Here is a 17,091-nt window from a genome sequence, read left to right as displayed (position 1 = left end):
CGAGGGGACCTTTCATGACCGACGGACCGCGCAGGCCCCGACGCCGCGGCCCGGTCGCGGTCGAGGAGGAGCGCACGGTCCGGCGGGCGGCCGCGGCGGCCTCGGTCGGCAACGTCGCCGAGTGGTACGACTTCGGCCTCTTCTCCTTCCTCTCCGCGGTGGTGCTGAACCGGGTCTTCTTCCCGGAGGCCGGCGAGTGGTCGCTGGTGCTGACCCTCGCCACGTTCGCGGCCGCCTTCGTCGTCCGGCCGCTCGGCGGGTTCGTGTTCGGGCCGCTCGGGGACCGCATCGGCCGCACCCGGGTGCTCGCCTTCACCGTCCTGCTGATGACCGTCGCGACGCTCGCGCTGGGCTTCGTGCCCTCCTACGAGACGGCCGGGATCGCCGCACCGCTGCTGGTCCTGCTGATCCGGATGCTGCAGGGCTTCTCCGCGGGCGGGGAGTACACCGGCGCACTGACCCTGGTCGCGGAGTACGCGCCCGACCGCCGTCGCGGGTTCTTCGGCAGCTGGCTGGAGTTCGGCACGATCACCGGCTACACCCTCGGCGCCGGTGTCTGCGGCGCGCTCGTCGCGGTGCTGCCCGAGGAGGACCTGCTCGCCTGGGGCTGGCGGATCCCGTTCCTGCTCGCCCTCCCCCTGGGGATAGCCGGCATCTACCTGCGGATGCGCCTGGAGGACACCCCGGCGTTCCGGCAGCTGATGGAGCGCTCGCCCGCACTCGCGACGATGCCCTACCGGCGGGCGATGCAGATCCTCCTCCGCCGCTACCGGGCACCGGCCCTGGTGACCGCGGCGCTGGTGGTCGCCTGGAACGTCACCAACTACGTCCTGACCAACTACATGCCCACCTACCTGACCGGGACGCTCCCCCGGCACGGCCAGCACGGCGCCTCGGGGGCCGCCACCGGCGCCATGCTCGTCGCGGTCATGCTGGGCATGCTCTGCGTGATCACCGCGGTGGGCAGGCTCAGCGACCGGGTCGGCCGCAAGCCGGTCCTGATGGTCACGAGCCTGACCCTGGTGGGGGTCGGGCTGCCCGCGGTCTGGCTGATGCGCGACGGCATGATCGGCCAGTTCGTGGGCCTGCTGCTGATGGCCTCGGTGCTGGTCGGCTTCGCCGCGGTGCTGCCGTCGACACTCCCCGCGCAGTTCCCGACGATGGTCCGCTACGGCGGCCTGGGCGTGGTGTTCAACCTGTCGGTGTCGCTGTTCGCGGGCACCGCGCCGACGCTGATCGAGACCGCCGTGACCGCCACCGGCAACCTCGACTGGCCGGGGTACGTCCTCGTCGCCGCCGGCCTCGTCGGCGTGGTCGGCGTGGTGTTCCTGCCCGAGACCGCGGGCCGCCCGCTGGCCGGGGCCGCCCCGCTGACCTCCAGCGCGGACCTGCCCGCGCCGCCGATGTCGCCCGAGGGCGTGCCGCTCGAGCAGCCCTACGACCACACGCACTGACCCGCCGCGGATCGACCGCCGTACCCCTCTTGGCATAGTTGATATATCAGTCTAACATCGTCGACATGACCAGAGCCCGACGTGGATCGGAGCGGCCGTGAGCATCTCCGTGTTCGACATGTTCACGGTCGGGATCGGACCCTCGAGCTCGCACACCGTGGGCCCGATGCGGGCCGCGGCCCGGTTCGTCGCGCGGCTCGCCGCGTCGGGCGAGCTGCCCCGCACCTCGTCCGTGCGGGTCGAGCTGTTCGGCTCCCTCGGCGCGACGGGGCACGGCCACGGCAGCGTGAAGGCCGTCGTGCTCGGGCTCGCCGGGCACGAGCCGCACCTCGTCGACCCGGTCGCGGCCGACCCGATGGTCGCCGACGTCCGCGCGGAGGGGCGGATCCGCCTCGGCGGGATCCACGAGATCACCTTCGTCCCCGACGACGACGTGGTCCTGCACCGCACCCGCCGGCTCGACTTCCACTCCAACGGCATGCTGCTGCAGGCCTTCGACGCCGACGGCGCCGTCCTGGACAAGCGCGAGTACTACTCGGTGGGCGGCGGCTTCGTGCTCGACTCCGACGAGGCGGGCCGCCCCGTCCTGGTGGAGGACGCGACCCCGGTCGCCCACCCCTTCACCACCGGCGACGAGCTGCTCGGGCTCACCCGCGCCCACGGGCTGTCGATCTCCGACATCATGCTGGCCAACGAGCTGTCCCGGCGCACCGAGGACGTGGTGCGCAGCGAGCTGCTGCACATCTGGTCGGTGATGCGGGAGTGCGTCGAGCGCGGCGCCCGCACCGGCGGCACGCTGCCCGGCGGACTGAAGGTCCGGCGCCGGGCGATGGCGCTGCGCGAGCGGCTGGAGGCCGCGACCGGCGAGCCGGACGCGCTGCACGCGATGGAGTGGGTGACGCTCTACGCCCTCGCCGTCAACGAGGAGAACGCGGCGGGTGGACGCGTCGTCACCGCCCCCACCAACGGCGCCGCCGGGATCGTCCCGGCCGTGCTGCACTACGCCGAGCGCTTCCTGCCCGGCTTCGACGACGACTCCGTCGTCCGGTTCCTGCTCACCGCGGGCGCGGTCGGGCTGCTGTTCAAGGAGAACGCCTCGATCTCCGGCGCCGAGGTCGGCTGCCAGGGCGAGGTCGGGTCGGCCTGCGCGATGGCGGCCGCCGGGCTCGCCGAGATCATGGGCGCCACCCCGGAGCAGGTCGAGAACGCCGCCGAGATCGGCATCGAGCACAATCTCGGGCTGACCTGCGACCCGGTCGGCGGGCTCGTGCAGATCCCGTGCATCGAGCGCAACGCGGTCGCCTCGATCAAGGCCATCACCGCGGCGCGGATGTCGGCGCACGGCGACGGGGTGCACCACGTCTCGCTGGACAAGGCCATCACGACGATGCGGGAGACGGGCGCGGACATGAAGGACAAGTACAAGGAGACCGCCCGTGGTGGTCTCGCGCTGAACATCGTCGAGTGCTGAGCCGTGTTCTCCGGACAGGACGAGCTGGAGCGGTTCCTGCTGTCGCGCCCGGCCACCGGGCGCCGCAACGGCGCCGCGCCCGACGCGCCCCGTGAGCGCACCCGCGAGGTGCTGGCCGGGCTGGGTGACCCGCAGGAGGCCGTGCGGACCGTGCACGTCGCGGGGACGGCGGGCAAGGGGTCGGTGTGCGCGTTCGTCGCGTCGCTGCTGACCCGGCACGGGTTCCGGGTCGGCGTGCAGGCCTCGCCGCACGTCTACGGCATCCGCGAGCGGTTCCGCATCGGTGACCTCCCGGTCCGCGCGGACGTGCTCGACGACCGGCTCGCCGCCGTCGCGCGTTCGGTGGCCGCAGTCGAGGCGCGCCGGGGCGAGCGCTGCTCGTTCTTCGAGGTCGTGACCGCACTCGGGTTCGCCGCCGTCGCCGGACGGGCCGACTACGCCGTCGTCGAGACCGGTATCGGGGGCAGGCTGGACCCGACGAACGTCGTCGCCCGACCGGACAAGCTGGCCGTGCTGACCGCGATCGGCCTGGACCACGTCGACATGCTCGGCAGCACGCTCGGCGAGATCGCGACGCAGAAGGCCGGGATCCTGCCGGTCGGCGGCCGCGCGGTGCTGGCCCGTGGCGGCCCCGAGAGCGACGCCGCGGTGGCCCGGGAGGCGGTGCGCCGCGACACCCTGGTCGACGTCGTGGACGTCGCCGCCGCGGCCGCGCTGGCCCGGACCGGTCCGGCGGGCACCACGGTGGACCTGGCCGGGTGGTCGGACGTGCCGCTGGGACTGCACGGCAGGCACCAGGCCGGGAACGCAGTGCTGGCGCTGCATGCGGTGTCGGTGCTCGCCCGGCGCGACGGCTGGCGGCTCGACCCGCTCGCCGTCCGTCAGGGGCTGGCGCTGACCTCGCTGCCGGGGCGGTTCGAGCGGCGGACCGTCGCGGGCACCCCGGTGGTCCTCGACGGCGCGCACGACGCACTGAAGCTGTCCGCGCTGGCCACCACGGTGGCCGAGACCCACCCGGGACGCCCGGTGACCTGGGTGCTGGCGCTGGCCCGGGACAAGGACCTGGGCGAGGCCGTCCGGGCGGTCGCCGGGGCCGGGGCGCGGGTCGTCGCGACCGGGCTGCCGGGCGGGGAGCACGCGTCGCGGCACTGGAGCCCGTCCGAGATCGCCGCGGTCGCGGGGGCGGCCGGGGTGCCGGCCGTCGCCGTCGCGGACCCGGCCGACGCCGTCGACCACGCTCTGACGACCGGCGGGGGCAACCCCGTCGTGGTGACCGGGTCGTTCCGGCTGCCCGGCGCGGTCGCGTCGCGGCCGGACCGCCCGGCCGTTCCCGAGGGACAGCCCGCATGACGATCACCGAGGACGTGTTCGTGGACTTCGACAGCCCGCGGTCGCTGGCCGACCGGGCCTACGTGGCCATCCGGGACCAGCTGATCATGCTGGAGATCCCGCCGCTGGCCCCGATCGACGACGAGGCGCTGTCGACCCGGCTCGGCCTGGGCCGCACCCCGGTGCGCGAGGCGCTCAAGCGGCTGGAGACCGAGCGCCTGGTCGTGTCCTACCCGCGGCGGGGGACGTTCGCGACCGCCGTCGACATCTCCGACCTGCGCGACGTGTGCGAGGTCCGGACCGTGCTGGAACCGACCGCCGCACGGCGGGCCGCCGTCGTCGCCCCGCGGTGGCGGCGTGACGAGCTGCGTGAGCTGGCCGTGCGGGTGGGGTCGCTGGAGGCGCCGCGGATGGGCCGGATCGAGCTCATGCGGTGGGACGTGACGGTGCACCGGTCGGTGTACCGGGCCGCCGGGAACCCGTACCTGGAGGACACGCTCACCCGCTACTACCACCTGGCCACGCGGATCCACTGCCTGTTCCTGGACCGCATGGACCAGGTCGGCCACCACGTGCACGAGCACGCGGCGCTGCTGACCGCGATCGCCGACGGCGACGCCGACCGCGCCGAGGCCGTCAGCCGCGACCACGTCGTCGGCTTCGAGACCGCCGTCCGCGCGGTCCTCTGAATCGGGCCCTCCGCCGCCGAGATGCAGCTCAGCGGGGTGTGGAGATCCACAACTCCCGCTGAGCCGCATCTCGGTGCACGTGCGGGGTCAGTCCCGGAAGCGGAACGGGGCGAGCTTCTCCGCGAGGAGGACCGGGTCGCCGTCCTCACCCGGGGCGTGGTGGAAGCCCTCGGCCTCGGCCAGGCCGATGAGCTCGCGGTCGTGGAACAGGCCGCAGACGTAGCGGACGGTGTCCTCGCCGATCTCGGTGACCGCGACGCGCATCTGGTAGATGCCCGGGTAGTGCACCTCGGAGAGGTACTGGACCGACAGCGTCGACGGGGAGAGCCCGTCGAGCGGGCCGCCCGCGGGGTAGCCCAGCACGTCGGAGTGCAGCTCGGCGAGGCCGTCGAGGTACCAGGAGGCCAGCGCGACGTTGTTCACGTGCCGGTTGGTGTCCAGGTCGGTGAAGCGGGTGCGGACGTCCCAGCGGAACGGGTAGTTCTCGCGGACGGCGCGGGCGTCGCCGCGCTCGGGACGGACCGGGGCGGGGGCCTCGATGCGCAGGGTGGTCAGCGCGCCGCGGACCTCGTCGGTCAGCGGGGTCGGGGCGTCGCCGTCGGTGTGCACCGAGGTCGACTCGCCGGTGGCGACGCACTCGTCGCCGGCGAAGACCGCGTACCGGTAGGAGAACGACGTGGTGCCGATGTGGCTGACGCCGACGCCGATCCGGTAGGAGCCGGCGACCCGCAGCGGGGCCAGCACGTCGACCCGGATGGCGGCGAGCAGCAGCCGCACGCGGGACTGCAGGCGGGCGACCAGGTCGGCGCCGAAGGTGTCGCGCTCGACGGCGACGCGGGCGTCCTCGAACCAGCGCACGAGGGCGTCGCGGCCGATCCGGCGGCTCGGGTCGAGGTCGGCGTAGCGGGCCTCGTGCTCGATCAGCACCGGGAACATCCCCGGCTCGGGCACGGTCGGCGTCGTGATGGTTGCTGTCACCCCCCCATCGTGACGCTGTGTCGCCGCTCACCGGCAACCGGCCGTCCGATATCACACCCGGTGAGCGGCCCGGGTACGCCGGGTGCGCGGTCCCGGGTGCCGGGCGGCACGGTCACGGCCGGACCTGTCGGGGGCGCTCGGTAACCTGCCGGACGTGCCTCCCCCCTCGACGGCCCCCGTGCGGACCCAGGACCTGCCCGGTGTGCACGAGCTGCTCGAGGTGGCAGTCACCTCGGTCGGCGGCGCACGCCGCGAGGGCCAGGACCGGATGGCCGACGCGGTGCGCCGCTCGCTGTCGTCCGGAGAGCACCTGGCCGTGCAGGCGGGCACCGGCACCGGGAAGTCGCTGGCCTACCTCGTGCCCGCGATCCGGCACGCGATCGCCCGCGACACCACGGTCGTCGTCTCGACGGCGACGATCGCGCTCCAGCGCCAGCTCGTGGACCGGGACCTGCCGCGCGTCGCGAAGAGCCTGAAGAAGGTGCTGGGCCGCGAGCCCACCTTCGCCATCCTCAAGGGGCGGCGGAACTACCTGTGCATGAACAAGCTCCACGGCGACATGGACGACGATCCGGGCGACGAGCAACTGTTCGACGCGTTCGCCATCTCGGCGCTCGGGCGGCAGGTGAAGCGGCTGCACGAGTGGTCGTCGGACACCGGGACCGGGGACCGCGACGAGCTGGTCCCCGGCGTCCCGGACTCCGCGTGGCGGCAGGTGTCGGTGACCGCGCGGGAGTGCCTCGGCGCGAGCCGCTGCCCGGTCGGCGAGGACTGCTTCGCCGAGAAGGCGAAGGCCGAGGCGGGGCGGGCCGACATCGTCGTCACCAACCACGCCCTTCTCGCGATCGACGCGATGGGTGAGGCTCAGGTGCTCCCCGAGCACGACGTGGTGATCGTCGACGAGGCGCACGAGCTCGTCGACCGGGTCACCGGCGCGGCCACCGCCGAACTGACCGCGGGCACCGTCGCGACCGCGGCCCGGCGCTGCGGAAAGCTCGTCGACCAGGACACCGCGGACCGGCTCGCGGAGGCCGGTGAGGGTCTCGCCGCGGTGCTGGAGGACATGCCCCCCGGGCGCTGGGAGTCGCTGACCACCGCCGCCGCGGGCGCACTGAACGCGATCCTGTCGGCCGGGGCGGGCTGCCGGCAGTCGATGGGCGCGAACAAGCGCAGCGACGACGCCGACCCCGAGGGCGCCGCAGCGCGCAAGCTCGCCCAGGCCGTGCTCGACGAGGTCGTCGACACCGCCGCGCGGCTGCTGGAGACGTTCTCCGAGACCGACGCGGCCACGCGCCGCGACGTCGTCTGGCTGGGTGAGCAGGGGCCCGACGGCTCCCGCCACAAGGTGCTGCGGGTCGCGCCGCTGTCGGTGGGCGGGCTGCTGCGCGAGCGGCTGTTCAACACCCGCACCACCGTGCTGACCTCGGCGACCCTGGCCCTGGGCGGGTCGTTCGACGCGCTGGCCCGGCAGTGGGGCCTGCCCGCGTCGCAGCCCAGGGAGGCCGGGTCCACCCCGCCGTCGCGCGTCGAGGAGGGGCACGGCCCGGTCCAGGACCCGGAGGCGCCGCGCTGGCAGGGCCTCGACGTCGGGTCCCCGTTCGCGCACGCCAAGTCCGGGATCCTCTACCTCGCCCGGCGGCTGCCCAGCCCCGGCCGCGACGGCCTCGCGCCGGAGACCCTCGACGAGATCGAGGGACTCGTCCGCGCCGCCGGGGGCCGCACGCTGGGTCTGTTCTCCTCGACCCGCGCGGCGAAGCAGGCCACCGAGGCGCTGCGCGGCAAGCTCGACACCCCCCTGCTGTGCCAGGGCGACGACTCCACGATGCTGCTGGTGAAGCGGTTCGCCGAGGACCCGGAGACCTCGCTGTTCGGCACGCTGTCGCTGTGGCAGGGCGTCGACGTGCCCGGCCCGTCGCTGTCCTGCGTGATCATCGACCGGATCCCGTTCCCGCGCCCGGACGACCCGCTGATCGCGGCCCGGCAGAAGGCCACCGACGCGCGCGGCGGGAACGGCTTCCTGTCGGTGTCGGCGACGCACGCGGCGCTCCTGCTCGCCCAGGGCGCCGGACGGCTGCTGCGCGCCACCGACGACCGCGGCGTCGTCGCGATCCTGGACCCGCGGATCGCGACCGCGCGGTACGGCGGCTTCCTGCGGGCGAGCCTGCCCCCGTTCTGGGAGACCACCGACCGGGAGAAGGTGCACGGCGCACTGCGCCGGCTGCGCGAGTCCTCGTGACCGGCTCCACACGGCGGACGGGCCCCGACCCGATATAGGTTGTGTGCAACCAATCGAGTCCGGAGGCGCACCCGTGGCGAACTACACGACCGAGGCCACCTCGACCGGCGGCGGCCGCGACGGCCACGTCCGAAGCGACGACGGCTTCATCGACCAGGACCTGACGATGCCGCCGGAGCTGGGCGGCCCCGGGGGCGCCACCAACCCCGAGCAGCTGTTCGCCGCGGCCTACGCGGCCTGCTTCCACGGCGCGCTGAGGCTGGCCGCCCGCACGGCGAAGATCACCGTCCCCGACGACACGCAGGTCACCGCCACCATCCAGCTGGCGCCCGACGATGTGAGCTTCCACGTGGCCGCCGACATCACCGCGCACCTGCCGGGCCTGGACCAGGCGGCCGCGGACGAGCTCGTCGAGGCCGCCCACCAGGTGTGCCCGTACTCCAAGGCCACCCGCGGCAACGTCGAGGTCACCCTCACCGCGACCGTCTGACCGCGGGGCCCGGGTGCTCACGGTGCCGGGGGGATCTCCGGCGCCGGGATCTCGAAGGCGTTCAGCAGCGCCGACACCGACAGGTACATGCCGGTGAGGTGCACGGTGTCGAGCACCCCGTCGCGGCCGAGTGCGGCCTCGGCCGCGGCGTAGGTGTCGTCGGAGACCCGGTGGGTGCGGACCAGCTCGTCGACGAACCGGTGCACGACGAGCTCGTCGCCGGTCAGCACGTCGGCGGCGGTTCCGTCGTGCAGCGCCCGCACCGCGTCCTCGGCCAGCCCCACCGACCGGGCGACGGCGGTGTGCGCGTACAGCTCGTACGCCGCGCCCCAGGCCGCGCCGACGGTGAGGATCACGACCTCGCGCACGGTGGCCGACAGCGACGAGTCCCGCTGGTCGGTGCCGACCCAGCGGTTGAACGCCTTCCCGGGGCCGGGCCGCAGCACGAAGGCGTTGAACGGGCCGATGAGGCCGCCGTCGTCGTCGGTGGCGGCGAAGCCGGACTCCTCGGCCCACCGGACCGAGCCGGAGTGGAGCCGCTCGGCGGCGGCGCGCTGCTCGTCGTCGAGGACGAGGGTCTCGTTGCGGGGCAGCCGGCCGCCCCAGTCGCGGGCACCGGCGGAGGGGTGTGTGGTCACACCTGGTGGATCACCGCCCGGCGGTCCCGGCAAACGCGGCCCGGGCCACCGCGAGGCAGGTCATGGTCCCCGGATCGACCTCGGTGAAGCCCGCGTCGCGCACCCCGACCACGCCGTCGGTGCCGTCGTCGGCGGCCGGGCACAGCCGGGCCCAGGCGGCCCGGTCCGCGGTCCGCACCGCGCACACCGGTGCCGCACCGACCGGCCAGCCGAGGGCCGCACCGAGCAGCATCGTGGCGTGCCCGACCTGCGCGGCGGCCTTGCCGACCGTCATCTCCGCGTACGGGGACAGCAGCACCAGCGGGGCACCGGGATCGGGCGGGCCCGGCTCGTCGACCGGCAGCTCGGTACCCCCGATCTGCAGCCGCGACACCGCCTTCGGTGCCTCGTCGACCGGTCCGGGCACCAGCGCGCGGGCCTCGGCGTCGCCGATCCGCACCGTCACGCCGGGCAGCTCCTGGACCGCACGCCAGTGCGCGCCGCGCGCCCGGCGGGCGATCTTGCGGATGCGCCCGTCCACCCAGGGGGCGACGGCGTCGGACCACTCGCCGCCGGGCTGGGCCCGCGGGTCGGTGCAGACGGCGACCGCGGCCGTCGCGGCGGCCTCCAGCAGCGCGGTGCGTCCGGGGAGCGGGTCGCGCTCCATCCGCAGCACGACCGGCATAGCCCGGACGACGCCGTCGGCCTCCGGCGCGATGTCGCGCTCCCGCGCCCCGGACCCGTAGCGGCCCGCGAGCAGATCCAGGATCGGTGCGGGACCGGTCACGCCAGCGGGACCCGGCGGAGCACACCCTCGGCGGCGTCGGCGGCCTCGACCTCGGTGCGGGTGATGCCCAGGACGAACAGCACGACGTCGAGGTAGGGCACCGACACCGAGGTGTCGGCGATCTCGCGCAGCGCCTGCTTGGCGTTGAACGCCACCCCGAGCCCGGCGGTGGAGAGCATGTCGATGTCGTTCGCGCCGTCGCCGACCGCGACGGTCTGGTCGAGCGGGATGTCGTGGGACTCGGCGAACCGGCGCAGCGCGACAGCCTTCCCGGCCCGGTCGACGACCTCGCCGACGACCCGCCCGGTCAGCGTCCCCCCGGAGATCTCCAGCTCGTTCGCGGCCACGAAGTCCAGCTTGAGCTCGCGGGCGAGACCGGCGATGACCTGGGTGAACCCACCCGAGACGACGCCGCAGCGGTAGCCGAGCCTGCGCAGCGTGCGGATCGTGGTGCGGGCGCCGGGGGTCAGCTCGATCCCGGCGGCCACCTCGTCGACGACGGAGGCGGGCAGCCCCTCCAGCGCGGCGACGCGGCGGGTCAGCGACTCGGTGAAGTCGAGCCGGCCCGCCATGGCCTCCTCGGTGACCCGCCGGACCTCGGCCTCGACGTCGGCCCCGGCGCGGGCGGCCAGCATCTCGATGACCTCGCCCTGGATCAGGGTGGAGTCGACGTCGAACACGATGAGCCGCTTGCTGCGCCGGGCCAGCCCGGCCCGTGTCACCGCGACGTCGACGCCCGCCTGCCGGGCCACCCGGACCAGCCGCCTGCGCAGCGTGCCGGGCGGGTAGTCGTCGGCGTCGCCCTCGGGGACCGGGGAGACGAGCAGCTCCAGCCCCGTCACCGGGTAGTCGGCGACCCGGCGGATGGAGTCGATGTTGGCGCCGACCGCGGCGAGTTCCGCGGCGATCGCGCCGAACGCGCGGGCCGTGATCGGCCTGCCCAGGACCGTGACGACGTGCGTCGACGGCGTCCGGGCGGCCTGACGGCCGTCACGCTGGATCTCGATGTGCACGGTCATGGCGATGGAGTCCATCGCCGCGCCCACCGTCTCCTGCAGGTCCTCCGGATCCCCTGCCGGCACGACGAGCGCGCCCAGGGTGAGCCGGCCGTTCACCACGACCTGTTCCAGGTCGAGCAGCTCGACGCCGGCCGTGGTGAGCGCGGTGAACAGCACGGAGCTGACACCGGGCCGGTCCGGCCCGGTCACCGTGACGAGCACGGTGGGCCGGGCCGGACCAGGAGGGACGGGGTGAGCCGCCGACACCTCAGGTCGACTTGGGGTCGTCGTCCGGCATGGACTCCTTGCCGACCTGCTGCGCGAGGACCTCGGTCGGGTGCGCCCGGTTGCCGACGTGCGCCTCGGCGCGCGCCTTCTCGACCAGGTGCGGGTAGTGCAGGTCGAACGCCGGGCGCTCGGAGCGGATCCGGGGCAGCTCGGTGAAGTTGTGCCGCGGCGGCGGGGACGAGGTGGCCCACTCCAGCGAGTTGCCGAAGCCCCACGGGTCGTCGACGGTGCAGACCCGGCCGAACCGGTAGCTCTTGAACACGTTGTAGAAGAACGGCAGCGTCGAGGCACCGAGGATGAACGCGCCGATCGAGGAGATCGTGTTCAGCGTGGTGAAGCCGTCCGAGGGCAGGTAGTCCGCGTAGCGACGCGGGTAGCCCTCGTTGCCCAGCCAGTGCTGCACCAGGAAGGTCAGGTGGAACCCGAGGAAGGTCAGCCAGAAGTGGATCTTGCCGAGCTTCTCGTCGAGGAAGCGGCCGGTCATCTTCGGGAACCAGAAGTAGATCCCGCCGAAGGTCGCGAACACGATCGTGCCGTAAAGCACGTAGTGGAAGTGCGCGACGACGAAGTAGGTGTCCGACACGTGGAAGTCCACCGGCGGCATCGCGAGCAGGATGCCGGTCAGGCCGCCGAAGAGGAACGTGACGAGGAAGCCGACCGAGAACAGCATCGGCGTCTCGTAGGTGATCTTGCCCTTCCACAGGGTGCCGATCCAGTTGACGAACTTGACGCCCGTCGGGATGGCGATGAGGAACGTGGTGAAGGCGAAGAACGAGAGCATGATCGCGCCGGTGGCGTACATGTGGTGCGCCCACACCGCGACCGACAGCGCCGCGATGGCGATGGTCGCGAAGACCAGGCCCTTGTAGCCGAAGATCGGCTTGCGGGCGAACACCGGGAAGATCTCGGACACGATGCCGAAGAACGGCAGCGCCACGATGTAGACCTCGGGGTGGCCGAAGAACCAGAACAGGTGCTGCCAGAGCACCACGCCACCGTTGGCGGGGTTGAAGATCTGGGCGCCGAGGTGGCGGTCCGCGGCCAGCGCGAGCAGCGCGGCGGTCAGGATCGGGAACGCGATCAGGATCAGCAGCGCGGTGATGAAGATGTTCCAGGTGAAGATCGGCATCCGGAACATCGTCATGCCGGGCGCGCGCATGCAGACGATGGTCGTCACGAAGTTGACGCCACCCAGGATCGTGCCCAGGCCGGAGACGACCAGCCCCATGATCCAGAGGTCACCGCCCGGCCCCGGCGAACGCACCGCGTCCGACAGCGGGGTGTAGGCGAACCAGCCGAAGTCGGCGGCACCACCGGGGGTCAGGAAGCCGGAGACGACGATGAGGCCGCCGAACAGGTACAGCCAGTACGAGAACGAGTTGAGCCGCGGGAACGCGACGTCGGGGGCACCGATCTGCAGCGGCACGATGTAGTTCGCGAAACCGAAGACGATCGGCGTCGCGAACAGCAGCAGCATGATCGTGCCGTGCATGGTGAACAGCTGATTGTACTGCTCGGTCGACAGGAACTGGAGCTCCGGCCGCGCGAGCTCGGCGCGGATCAGCAGCGCCATGACCCCGCCGACGGCGAAGAAGCCGAACGACGTCGTCAGATAGAGGATCGCGATGTCCTTCGGGTCCGTCGTCCTCAACATCTTGAGGAACGTGGATCCCTTGCCCTCACGCCGCGCCGGATACGGGCGCGTCGAGATCGGCTTGGGCTCGACGGCTGTCACCTGGGCCTCCATGCACTTGCCTGACCTGAGCACGTCCTCGCGGACGGGCAGACTCTACTTCCCGACCGGCGAGCGGCGCCCGTCCGGTCCGGGAGATCCACTCCGTGGGTCCCGGCCCGTCGCACGGCGCGCGCCGATTGTGCTCTACGGAGAGTAGAACCGACAGCCCCCGACCGCGCACTCAGGGCGCCCTTCACCCGGATCAACAGGTCGCCGGCGGTGTGCGACGGTGGAGATGTGGTGGTTCCGACACCCCCGCCGGGGACCCGTCGCCGGGAGCCCGGCTGGGACGTACTGCGCAGCACCTTCGTGCTGCTGGTCGTGCTCTACCACGCCACGCACCTCGGCCCGGTGCTCCACCCGGAGCTGGCGCCGCGCAGCGTCTCCTTCGACCACCAGGTCGGGGCGAGCCTGCTGCTGGTCGTCTCGGCCTACTTCGCCTGCGCGACGCTCGGCCGCCACTCCCCCGGGCGCTACTGGTGGGGGCGGGTCGCGCGGCTGCTGCCGGCGTTCGTCGTCGCGGTGCCGCTGGCCTGGGTGGCCCTGCGCTTCGTGTCCCCGCTGGACTGGGCGTCGCCGCCGGCACGGGAGATGGTCGTCAACTGGCTGATGCTGGGGAACTGGGACACCGAGCGCTACCCGTGGCTCGACCCGGCGTTCTGGACGTTGCCGCTGCAGCTGATGGCGTTCACCGCCGCCGCGGTGCTGAGCGTGACGCGCTGGGGGTACGGGCCGCGGCTGCGGGTGCTGCTGTGGGCGATGGTGGTCGTCCCGCTGCTGCTGTGGCCGCTGCGGGCGCGGCCGGGCGACGTCGCCGACCCGCCGTGGTGGTACCGGACCGTCGTCGACGGGCTGGGGTTCCACCGGTTGCACCTGTTCGTGGCCGGGATCGCGGTGTGGCTGTGGTCGACCCGGCGGATGCGCACCCCGCACGCGATCGCCCTGCTCGCGGTGTGCGGCCTGGCCCAGTTCGTGCACGGCCTCGAGCCGGGGCCCGACGGCGTCGTGCGGATCGACCTCGACCACCTCGACGCGGTCGCCGCCGCGCTGGTCTGCGCCGGGATCGCGCTCGTCGCCGTGGTGGCCCGGCTGCCCCGGCCGGGCTCGCGGATGCCCGCCCCGCTGGCGACGGCGGCGCGCAGGCTCGCCGGCATCTCCTACGGCGTCTACCTGGTGCACCAGACCGTCGGCTACGTGCTGATGCGCCGGCTGCAGGACCTCGGCGCCGGGCCGCTGCTGCAGTCCGCGGCGATGCTGGCGACGGCGGTGCTGCTCGGCTGGGTGCTGACCCGGCTGGTGGAACGCCCGGCCCACGCCGCGCTGATGCGGGCGTGGGACCGGCGCGCGGGCGTCACCTGAGCGGCTCGAAGACCTCGGTCCAGATCTCGGGCGCGGTGGCCGGGTTGGGCTGCGCGTCGACGATGTAGAACTCGGTGCCCAGCCCCATCGCGAACACCGGGTCCGGCATCGTCAGCATGAAGTGGTCGGGGCCCATCTGGCTGGCGTGCGCCCGCATCGAGGCCCGCTTGGTCTCGGCGTACTCGACGGCCTCGACCCGGTGGGTGATCTCGGACTCGGGCTTGCCGAACGACGGGTCGTCGGGGATGTCGAGGGAGAATTCGGCGCCGCCGTCGGCGCGCAGCCCCTTCATCCCGCGCAGCAGCCAGTCCCGGTTGGTGGTGTTCTGTGCGACGACCGGCACCCCGGCGAGCTCGCCCGCGCGGGCGCCCACCCGGTGCACCTGGATGTGGTCGGGGTGGCCGTAGCCGCCGTTGTCGTCGTAGGTGGTGAGGACGTCGGCCTCCTCCTCCTCGAGGATCAGCGCGAGCCTCTTGGCCGCGTGCTCCACCGGGGCCTGCCAGAAGCAGTAGGGGGCGTCGTTGCTGGGCTCGCCCATCATCCCGGAGTCGACGTAGCCGAGGAACTCCACGCGGGCGACGCCGAGGGTGCGGGCCGAGGCGTGGCACTCCGCGGAGCGGCGGACCGGCAGCTGCTCCCCCTCGGCCAGGACGCCGGGTACCGGCTCCCCCAGCTCGCCACGGGTGGCGAAGACGAGGACGACGCGGTGGCCGAGCGCGGCGGCCTTGGCGAGTGTGCCCGCGGTGCCGATCGACTCGTCGTCGGGATGGGCATGGAAGCTGACGAGGGTCCCCACGGACGGTGAGCCTAGGAGCCGGTCCCGGCCGCCCCGCACCGGGCCGTCGTCGATCTACACACCGTTGACGCGCCGTCCGATGTGTGTAGCATCACAGGTCCCCGAACCGGCACAGGAGCCGTCCACCATGGCCGATGTCGTCAGCGTCGACAACGTCGATCCCGCCCGCACCGCCGTGCCCGTCCCCCGCAGCGCGCAGCAGGCGCCGGAGGCGTTCAACGCCGCCGCGCACCTCACCGCCGCCCGGGTCGGGGCCGGGGACGGCGGCCGCACCGCCGTCCGGTTCCCCGGCGGCTCGCTCACCTACGCCGCCCTGACCGACCGGGTCCGGCTCGTGGCCGGCGCCCTGCGCCGGGCCGGCGTGCGGCCCGAGCAGCGCGTGCTGCTCGTGATGCCCGACGACGTCGAGCTGTTCACCGCGATCCTCGCGACCCTGTGGGCGGGCGCGGTCGCCGTGCCGTGCTCGACGATGCTGACCGGACGCGAGCTCGCCGTGCTCGTCCGGGACTCGCGGGCGACCACCGTGATCGGCGGCGAGGCGTTCGCCGCGCACCTCACCGAGGCCGTCGCGGGGGCGCCCGACCTGGAGCGCGTCGTACTGACCGGGGCCGACCCGCTGGTCGCCGGGGTCACCTCCCTGACCTGGGACGCCCTGCTCGACGGCGCCGACCCGCTGCCCGAGCCGCACCCGACCTGGGCGGAGTCCCAGGCGCTCTGGCTCTACACCTCGGGCACGACCGGCAAGCCCAAGGGCGCCATGCACCGCCACGACGACATCCGGTTCGTCGCCGACACCTACGGCCGCCAGGTCCTCGGGATCCACCGCGACGACGTCTGCCTGTCGGTCGCGAAGCTGTTCTTCGCCTACGGCATCGGCAACTCGATGTTCTTCCCGCTCTCGGTCGGCGCCTGCGCGGTCCTCGAACCGTCCCGGCCGAACCCCGAGCACTACTCCCGCCTCGCCGAGCAGCACGGCGCGACGCTGTTCTTCGCCGTCCCCAGCTTCTGGGGCCCGATGATCGCCGCCGACCTGCCGCGCGAGCGGTTCGCCACCGTGCGCCGCGGCGCGTCGGCGGGCGAGGCGCTGCCCGCGCGGATGTTCCACGGCGTCCTCGACCGCTACGGCTTCGAGGTCCTGGACGGGATCGGCTCCACCGAGGCACTGCACATCTTCATCTCCAACCGGCCGGGCGAGGTCGTGCCGGGGAGCTCCGGCTTCCCGGTCCCCGGCTACGAGGTGGAGCTGCGACGGCCGGACGGCAGCGTCATCGACGGCCCCGGCGAGCAGGGCATGCTCTACGTCGCGGGCGACTCGGTGTGCACCGGCTACTGGTGCCGCACCGAGGTCAACCGCGCGGTGTTCCAGGGCCGCTGGATGCGCACCGGCGACCAGTACGTCCGCGGTGAGGACGGGTCGTGGACCTGTCTGGGCCGGGCCGACGACGTCCTCAAGGTCGGGGGCATCTGGGTCTCCCCCGGCGAGGTCGAGACCCGCCTGCTGGAGCACCCGGGTCTCGCGGAGGCGGTCGTCGTCGGGATCCCGGACGACGACGGACTGGACAAGCCGGTCGCGTTCGTCGTGCCCCGCGACCCGGCGGCGGCGCCGTCGGAGGCCGAGCTGGTCGCGTTCTGCCGTGAGGGGCTGGCCTCGTTCAAGCGGCCGCGCGCCGTGGTCACCGTCGACGAGCTGCCCAAGACCCCCACCGGGAAGATCCAGCGCTACCGGCTGCGCGCGCACGCCGCCGCGCTGCCGGGGGCCACGGGGCACCCCGGCGACCCGGAGACGGTGGTCTGAGAACCGTCCGGAGTGTCTCGATGTAGGACGTTCGCTCGACCCGGGCCGCTCCGCCGGGGTTCACTCGGC

General features: G+C 73.5%; 14 protein-coding genes. 8 read left to right on the top strand and 6 right to left on the bottom strand.

Annotated elements, in window-relative coordinates; all coding sequences use genetic code 11:
• Positions 1-14 precede the first annotated feature (14 nt).
• The 4 genes from MTO91_RS05920 to MTO91_RS05905 all read left to right on the top strand — a co-directional run bounded on the left by MTO91_RS05920 (position 15) and on the right by MTO91_RS05905 (position 4,943).
• The gene (locus MTO91_RS05920) at positions 15-1,454 is read left to right on the top strand and encodes an MFS transporter (protein WP_476653989.1); all 1,440 of its coding nucleotides are present in this window, start codon (positions 15-17) and stop codon (positions 1,452-1,454) included.
• Between the two features lie 97 nt (positions 1,455-1,551).
• Positions 1,552-2,925: an L-serine ammonia-lyase gene (locus MTO91_RS05915; protein WP_476653988.1), complete on the top strand. Its 1,374-nt coding sequence runs from the start codon at positions 1,552-1,554 to the stop codon at positions 2,923-2,925.
• A 3-nt stretch (positions 2,926-2,928) separates the two neighbouring features.
• Entirely contained in the window at positions 2,929-4,275 is a 1,347-nt protein-coding gene (locus MTO91_RS05910; protein ID WP_476653987.1) for a bifunctional folylpolyglutamate synthase/dihydrofolate synthase, read from the top strand.
• Positions 4,272-4,943, top strand: a complete 672-nt coding sequence (locus MTO91_RS05905) for a GntR family transcriptional regulator (protein WP_405418968.1) — start codon at positions 4,272-4,274, stop codon at positions 4,941-4,943. The genes MTO91_RS05910 and MTO91_RS05905 overlap by 4 nt, the downstream gene beginning before the upstream one ends.
• An 87-nt stretch (positions 4,944-5,030) precedes the next feature.
• On the opposite strand, the gene MTO91_RS05900 is transcribed toward MTO91_RS05905, so the two are convergent.
• The gene (locus tag MTO91_RS05900) at positions 5,031-5,921 is read right to left on the bottom strand and encodes a thioesterase family protein (RefSeq protein WP_308215861.1); all 891 of its coding nucleotides are present in this window, start codon (positions 5,919-5,921) and stop codon (positions 5,031-5,033) included.
• Between the two features lie 145 nt (positions 5,922-6,066).
• Here MTO91_RS05900 and MTO91_RS05895 point away from each other — a divergent pair, with 145 nt between their 5' ends.
• Positions 6,067-8,157, top strand: coding sequence for an ATP-dependent DNA helicase (locus tag MTO91_RS05895; RefSeq protein ID WP_476654813.1), 2,091 nt, complete (start codon positions 6,067-6,069; stop codon positions 8,155-8,157).
• Positions 8,158-8,230: 73 nt separating this feature from the next.
• Complete coding sequence (locus MTO91_RS05890) at positions 8,231-8,647, top strand: organic hydroperoxide resistance protein (protein ID WP_253066816.1); 417 nt, start codon at positions 8,231-8,233, stop codon at positions 8,645-8,647.
• A gap of 17 nt (positions 8,648-8,664) precedes the next feature.
• Here the strand turns inward: MTO91_RS05890 and MTO91_RS05885 are convergent, their stop codons facing one another.
• Genes MTO91_RS05885 through ctaD form a run of 4 tightly spaced genes read right to left on the bottom strand, consistent with a single transcriptional unit; the run spans position 8,665 to position 13,072 of the window.
• Positions 8,665-9,285 carry a carboxymuconolactone decarboxylase family protein gene (locus tag MTO91_RS05885; protein WP_346105961.1) on the bottom strand — a complete coding sequence of 207 codons (621 nt, stop codon included), beginning with the start codon at positions 9,283-9,285 and terminating at the stop codon, positions 8,665-8,667.
• 10 nt (positions 9,286-9,295) lie between these two features.
• The gene (locus tag MTO91_RS05880) at positions 9,296-10,051 is read right to left on the bottom strand and encodes a peptidyl-tRNA hydrolase (protein WP_476653986.1); all 756 of its coding nucleotides are present in this window, start codon (positions 10,049-10,051) and stop codon (positions 9,296-9,298) included.
• Positions 10,048-11,271, bottom strand: a complete 1,224-nt coding sequence (serB, locus tag MTO91_RS05875; RefSeq protein ID WP_476653985.1) for a phosphoserine phosphatase SerB — start codon at positions 11,269-11,271, stop codon at positions 10,048-10,050. Before serB ends, MTO91_RS05880 begins: the two co-directional genes overlap by 4 nt.
• 46 nt (positions 11,272-11,317) lie before the next feature.
• The gene (ctaD, locus tag MTO91_RS05870; protein WP_073576297.1) at positions 11,318-13,072 is read right to left on the bottom strand and encodes an aa3-type cytochrome oxidase subunit I; all 1,755 of its coding nucleotides are present in this window, start codon (positions 13,070-13,072) and stop codon (positions 11,318-11,320) included.
• 240 nt (positions 13,073-13,312) lie between these two features.
• Here ctaD and MTO91_RS05865 point away from each other — a divergent pair, with 240 nt between their 5' ends.
• Complete coding sequence (locus tag MTO91_RS05865) at positions 13,313-14,431, top strand: acyltransferase family protein (protein WP_253066812.1); 1,119 nt, start codon at positions 13,313-13,315, stop codon at positions 14,429-14,431.
• Here MTO91_RS05865 and MTO91_RS05860 read toward each other — a convergent pair.
• Positions 14,424-15,227 carry a PIG-L family deacetylase gene (locus MTO91_RS05860; RefSeq protein WP_476653984.1) on the bottom strand — a complete coding sequence of 268 codons (804 nt, stop codon included), beginning with the start codon at positions 15,225-15,227 and terminating at the stop codon, positions 14,424-14,426. The two genes, MTO91_RS05865 and MTO91_RS05860, sit on opposite strands and share 8 nt — an antisense overlap.
• Positions 15,228-15,354: 127 nt before the next feature.
• On the opposite strand from MTO91_RS05860, the gene MTO91_RS05855 reads away from it, so the two are divergent.
• Complete coding sequence (locus tag MTO91_RS05855; protein WP_476653983.1) at positions 15,355-17,022, top strand: benzoate-CoA ligase family protein; 1,668 nt, start codon at positions 15,355-15,357, stop codon at positions 17,020-17,022.
• Positions 17,023-17,091: the final 69 nt, after the last annotated feature.

Source organism: Pseudonocardia sp. 2-7 (genome assembly GCF_056341085.1).
The sequence above is the reverse complement of the archived record's forward strand: the minus strand, read 5'-3'. Positions and strand labels throughout refer to the sequence as shown.

Coding starts and splice junctions, on each gene's coding strand:
- MTO91_RS05920 (WP_476653989.1), top strand. CDS start 15: ATGACCGACGGACCGCGCAGGCCCCGACGCCGCGGCCCGGTCGCGGTC.
- MTO91_RS05905 (WP_405418968.1), top strand. CDS start 4,272: ATGACGATCACCGAGGACGTGTTCGTGGACTTCGACAGCCCGCGGTCG.
- MTO91_RS05855 (WP_476653983.1), top strand. CDS start 15,355: ATGGCCGATGTCGTCAGCGTCGACAACGTCGATCCCGCCCGCACCGCC.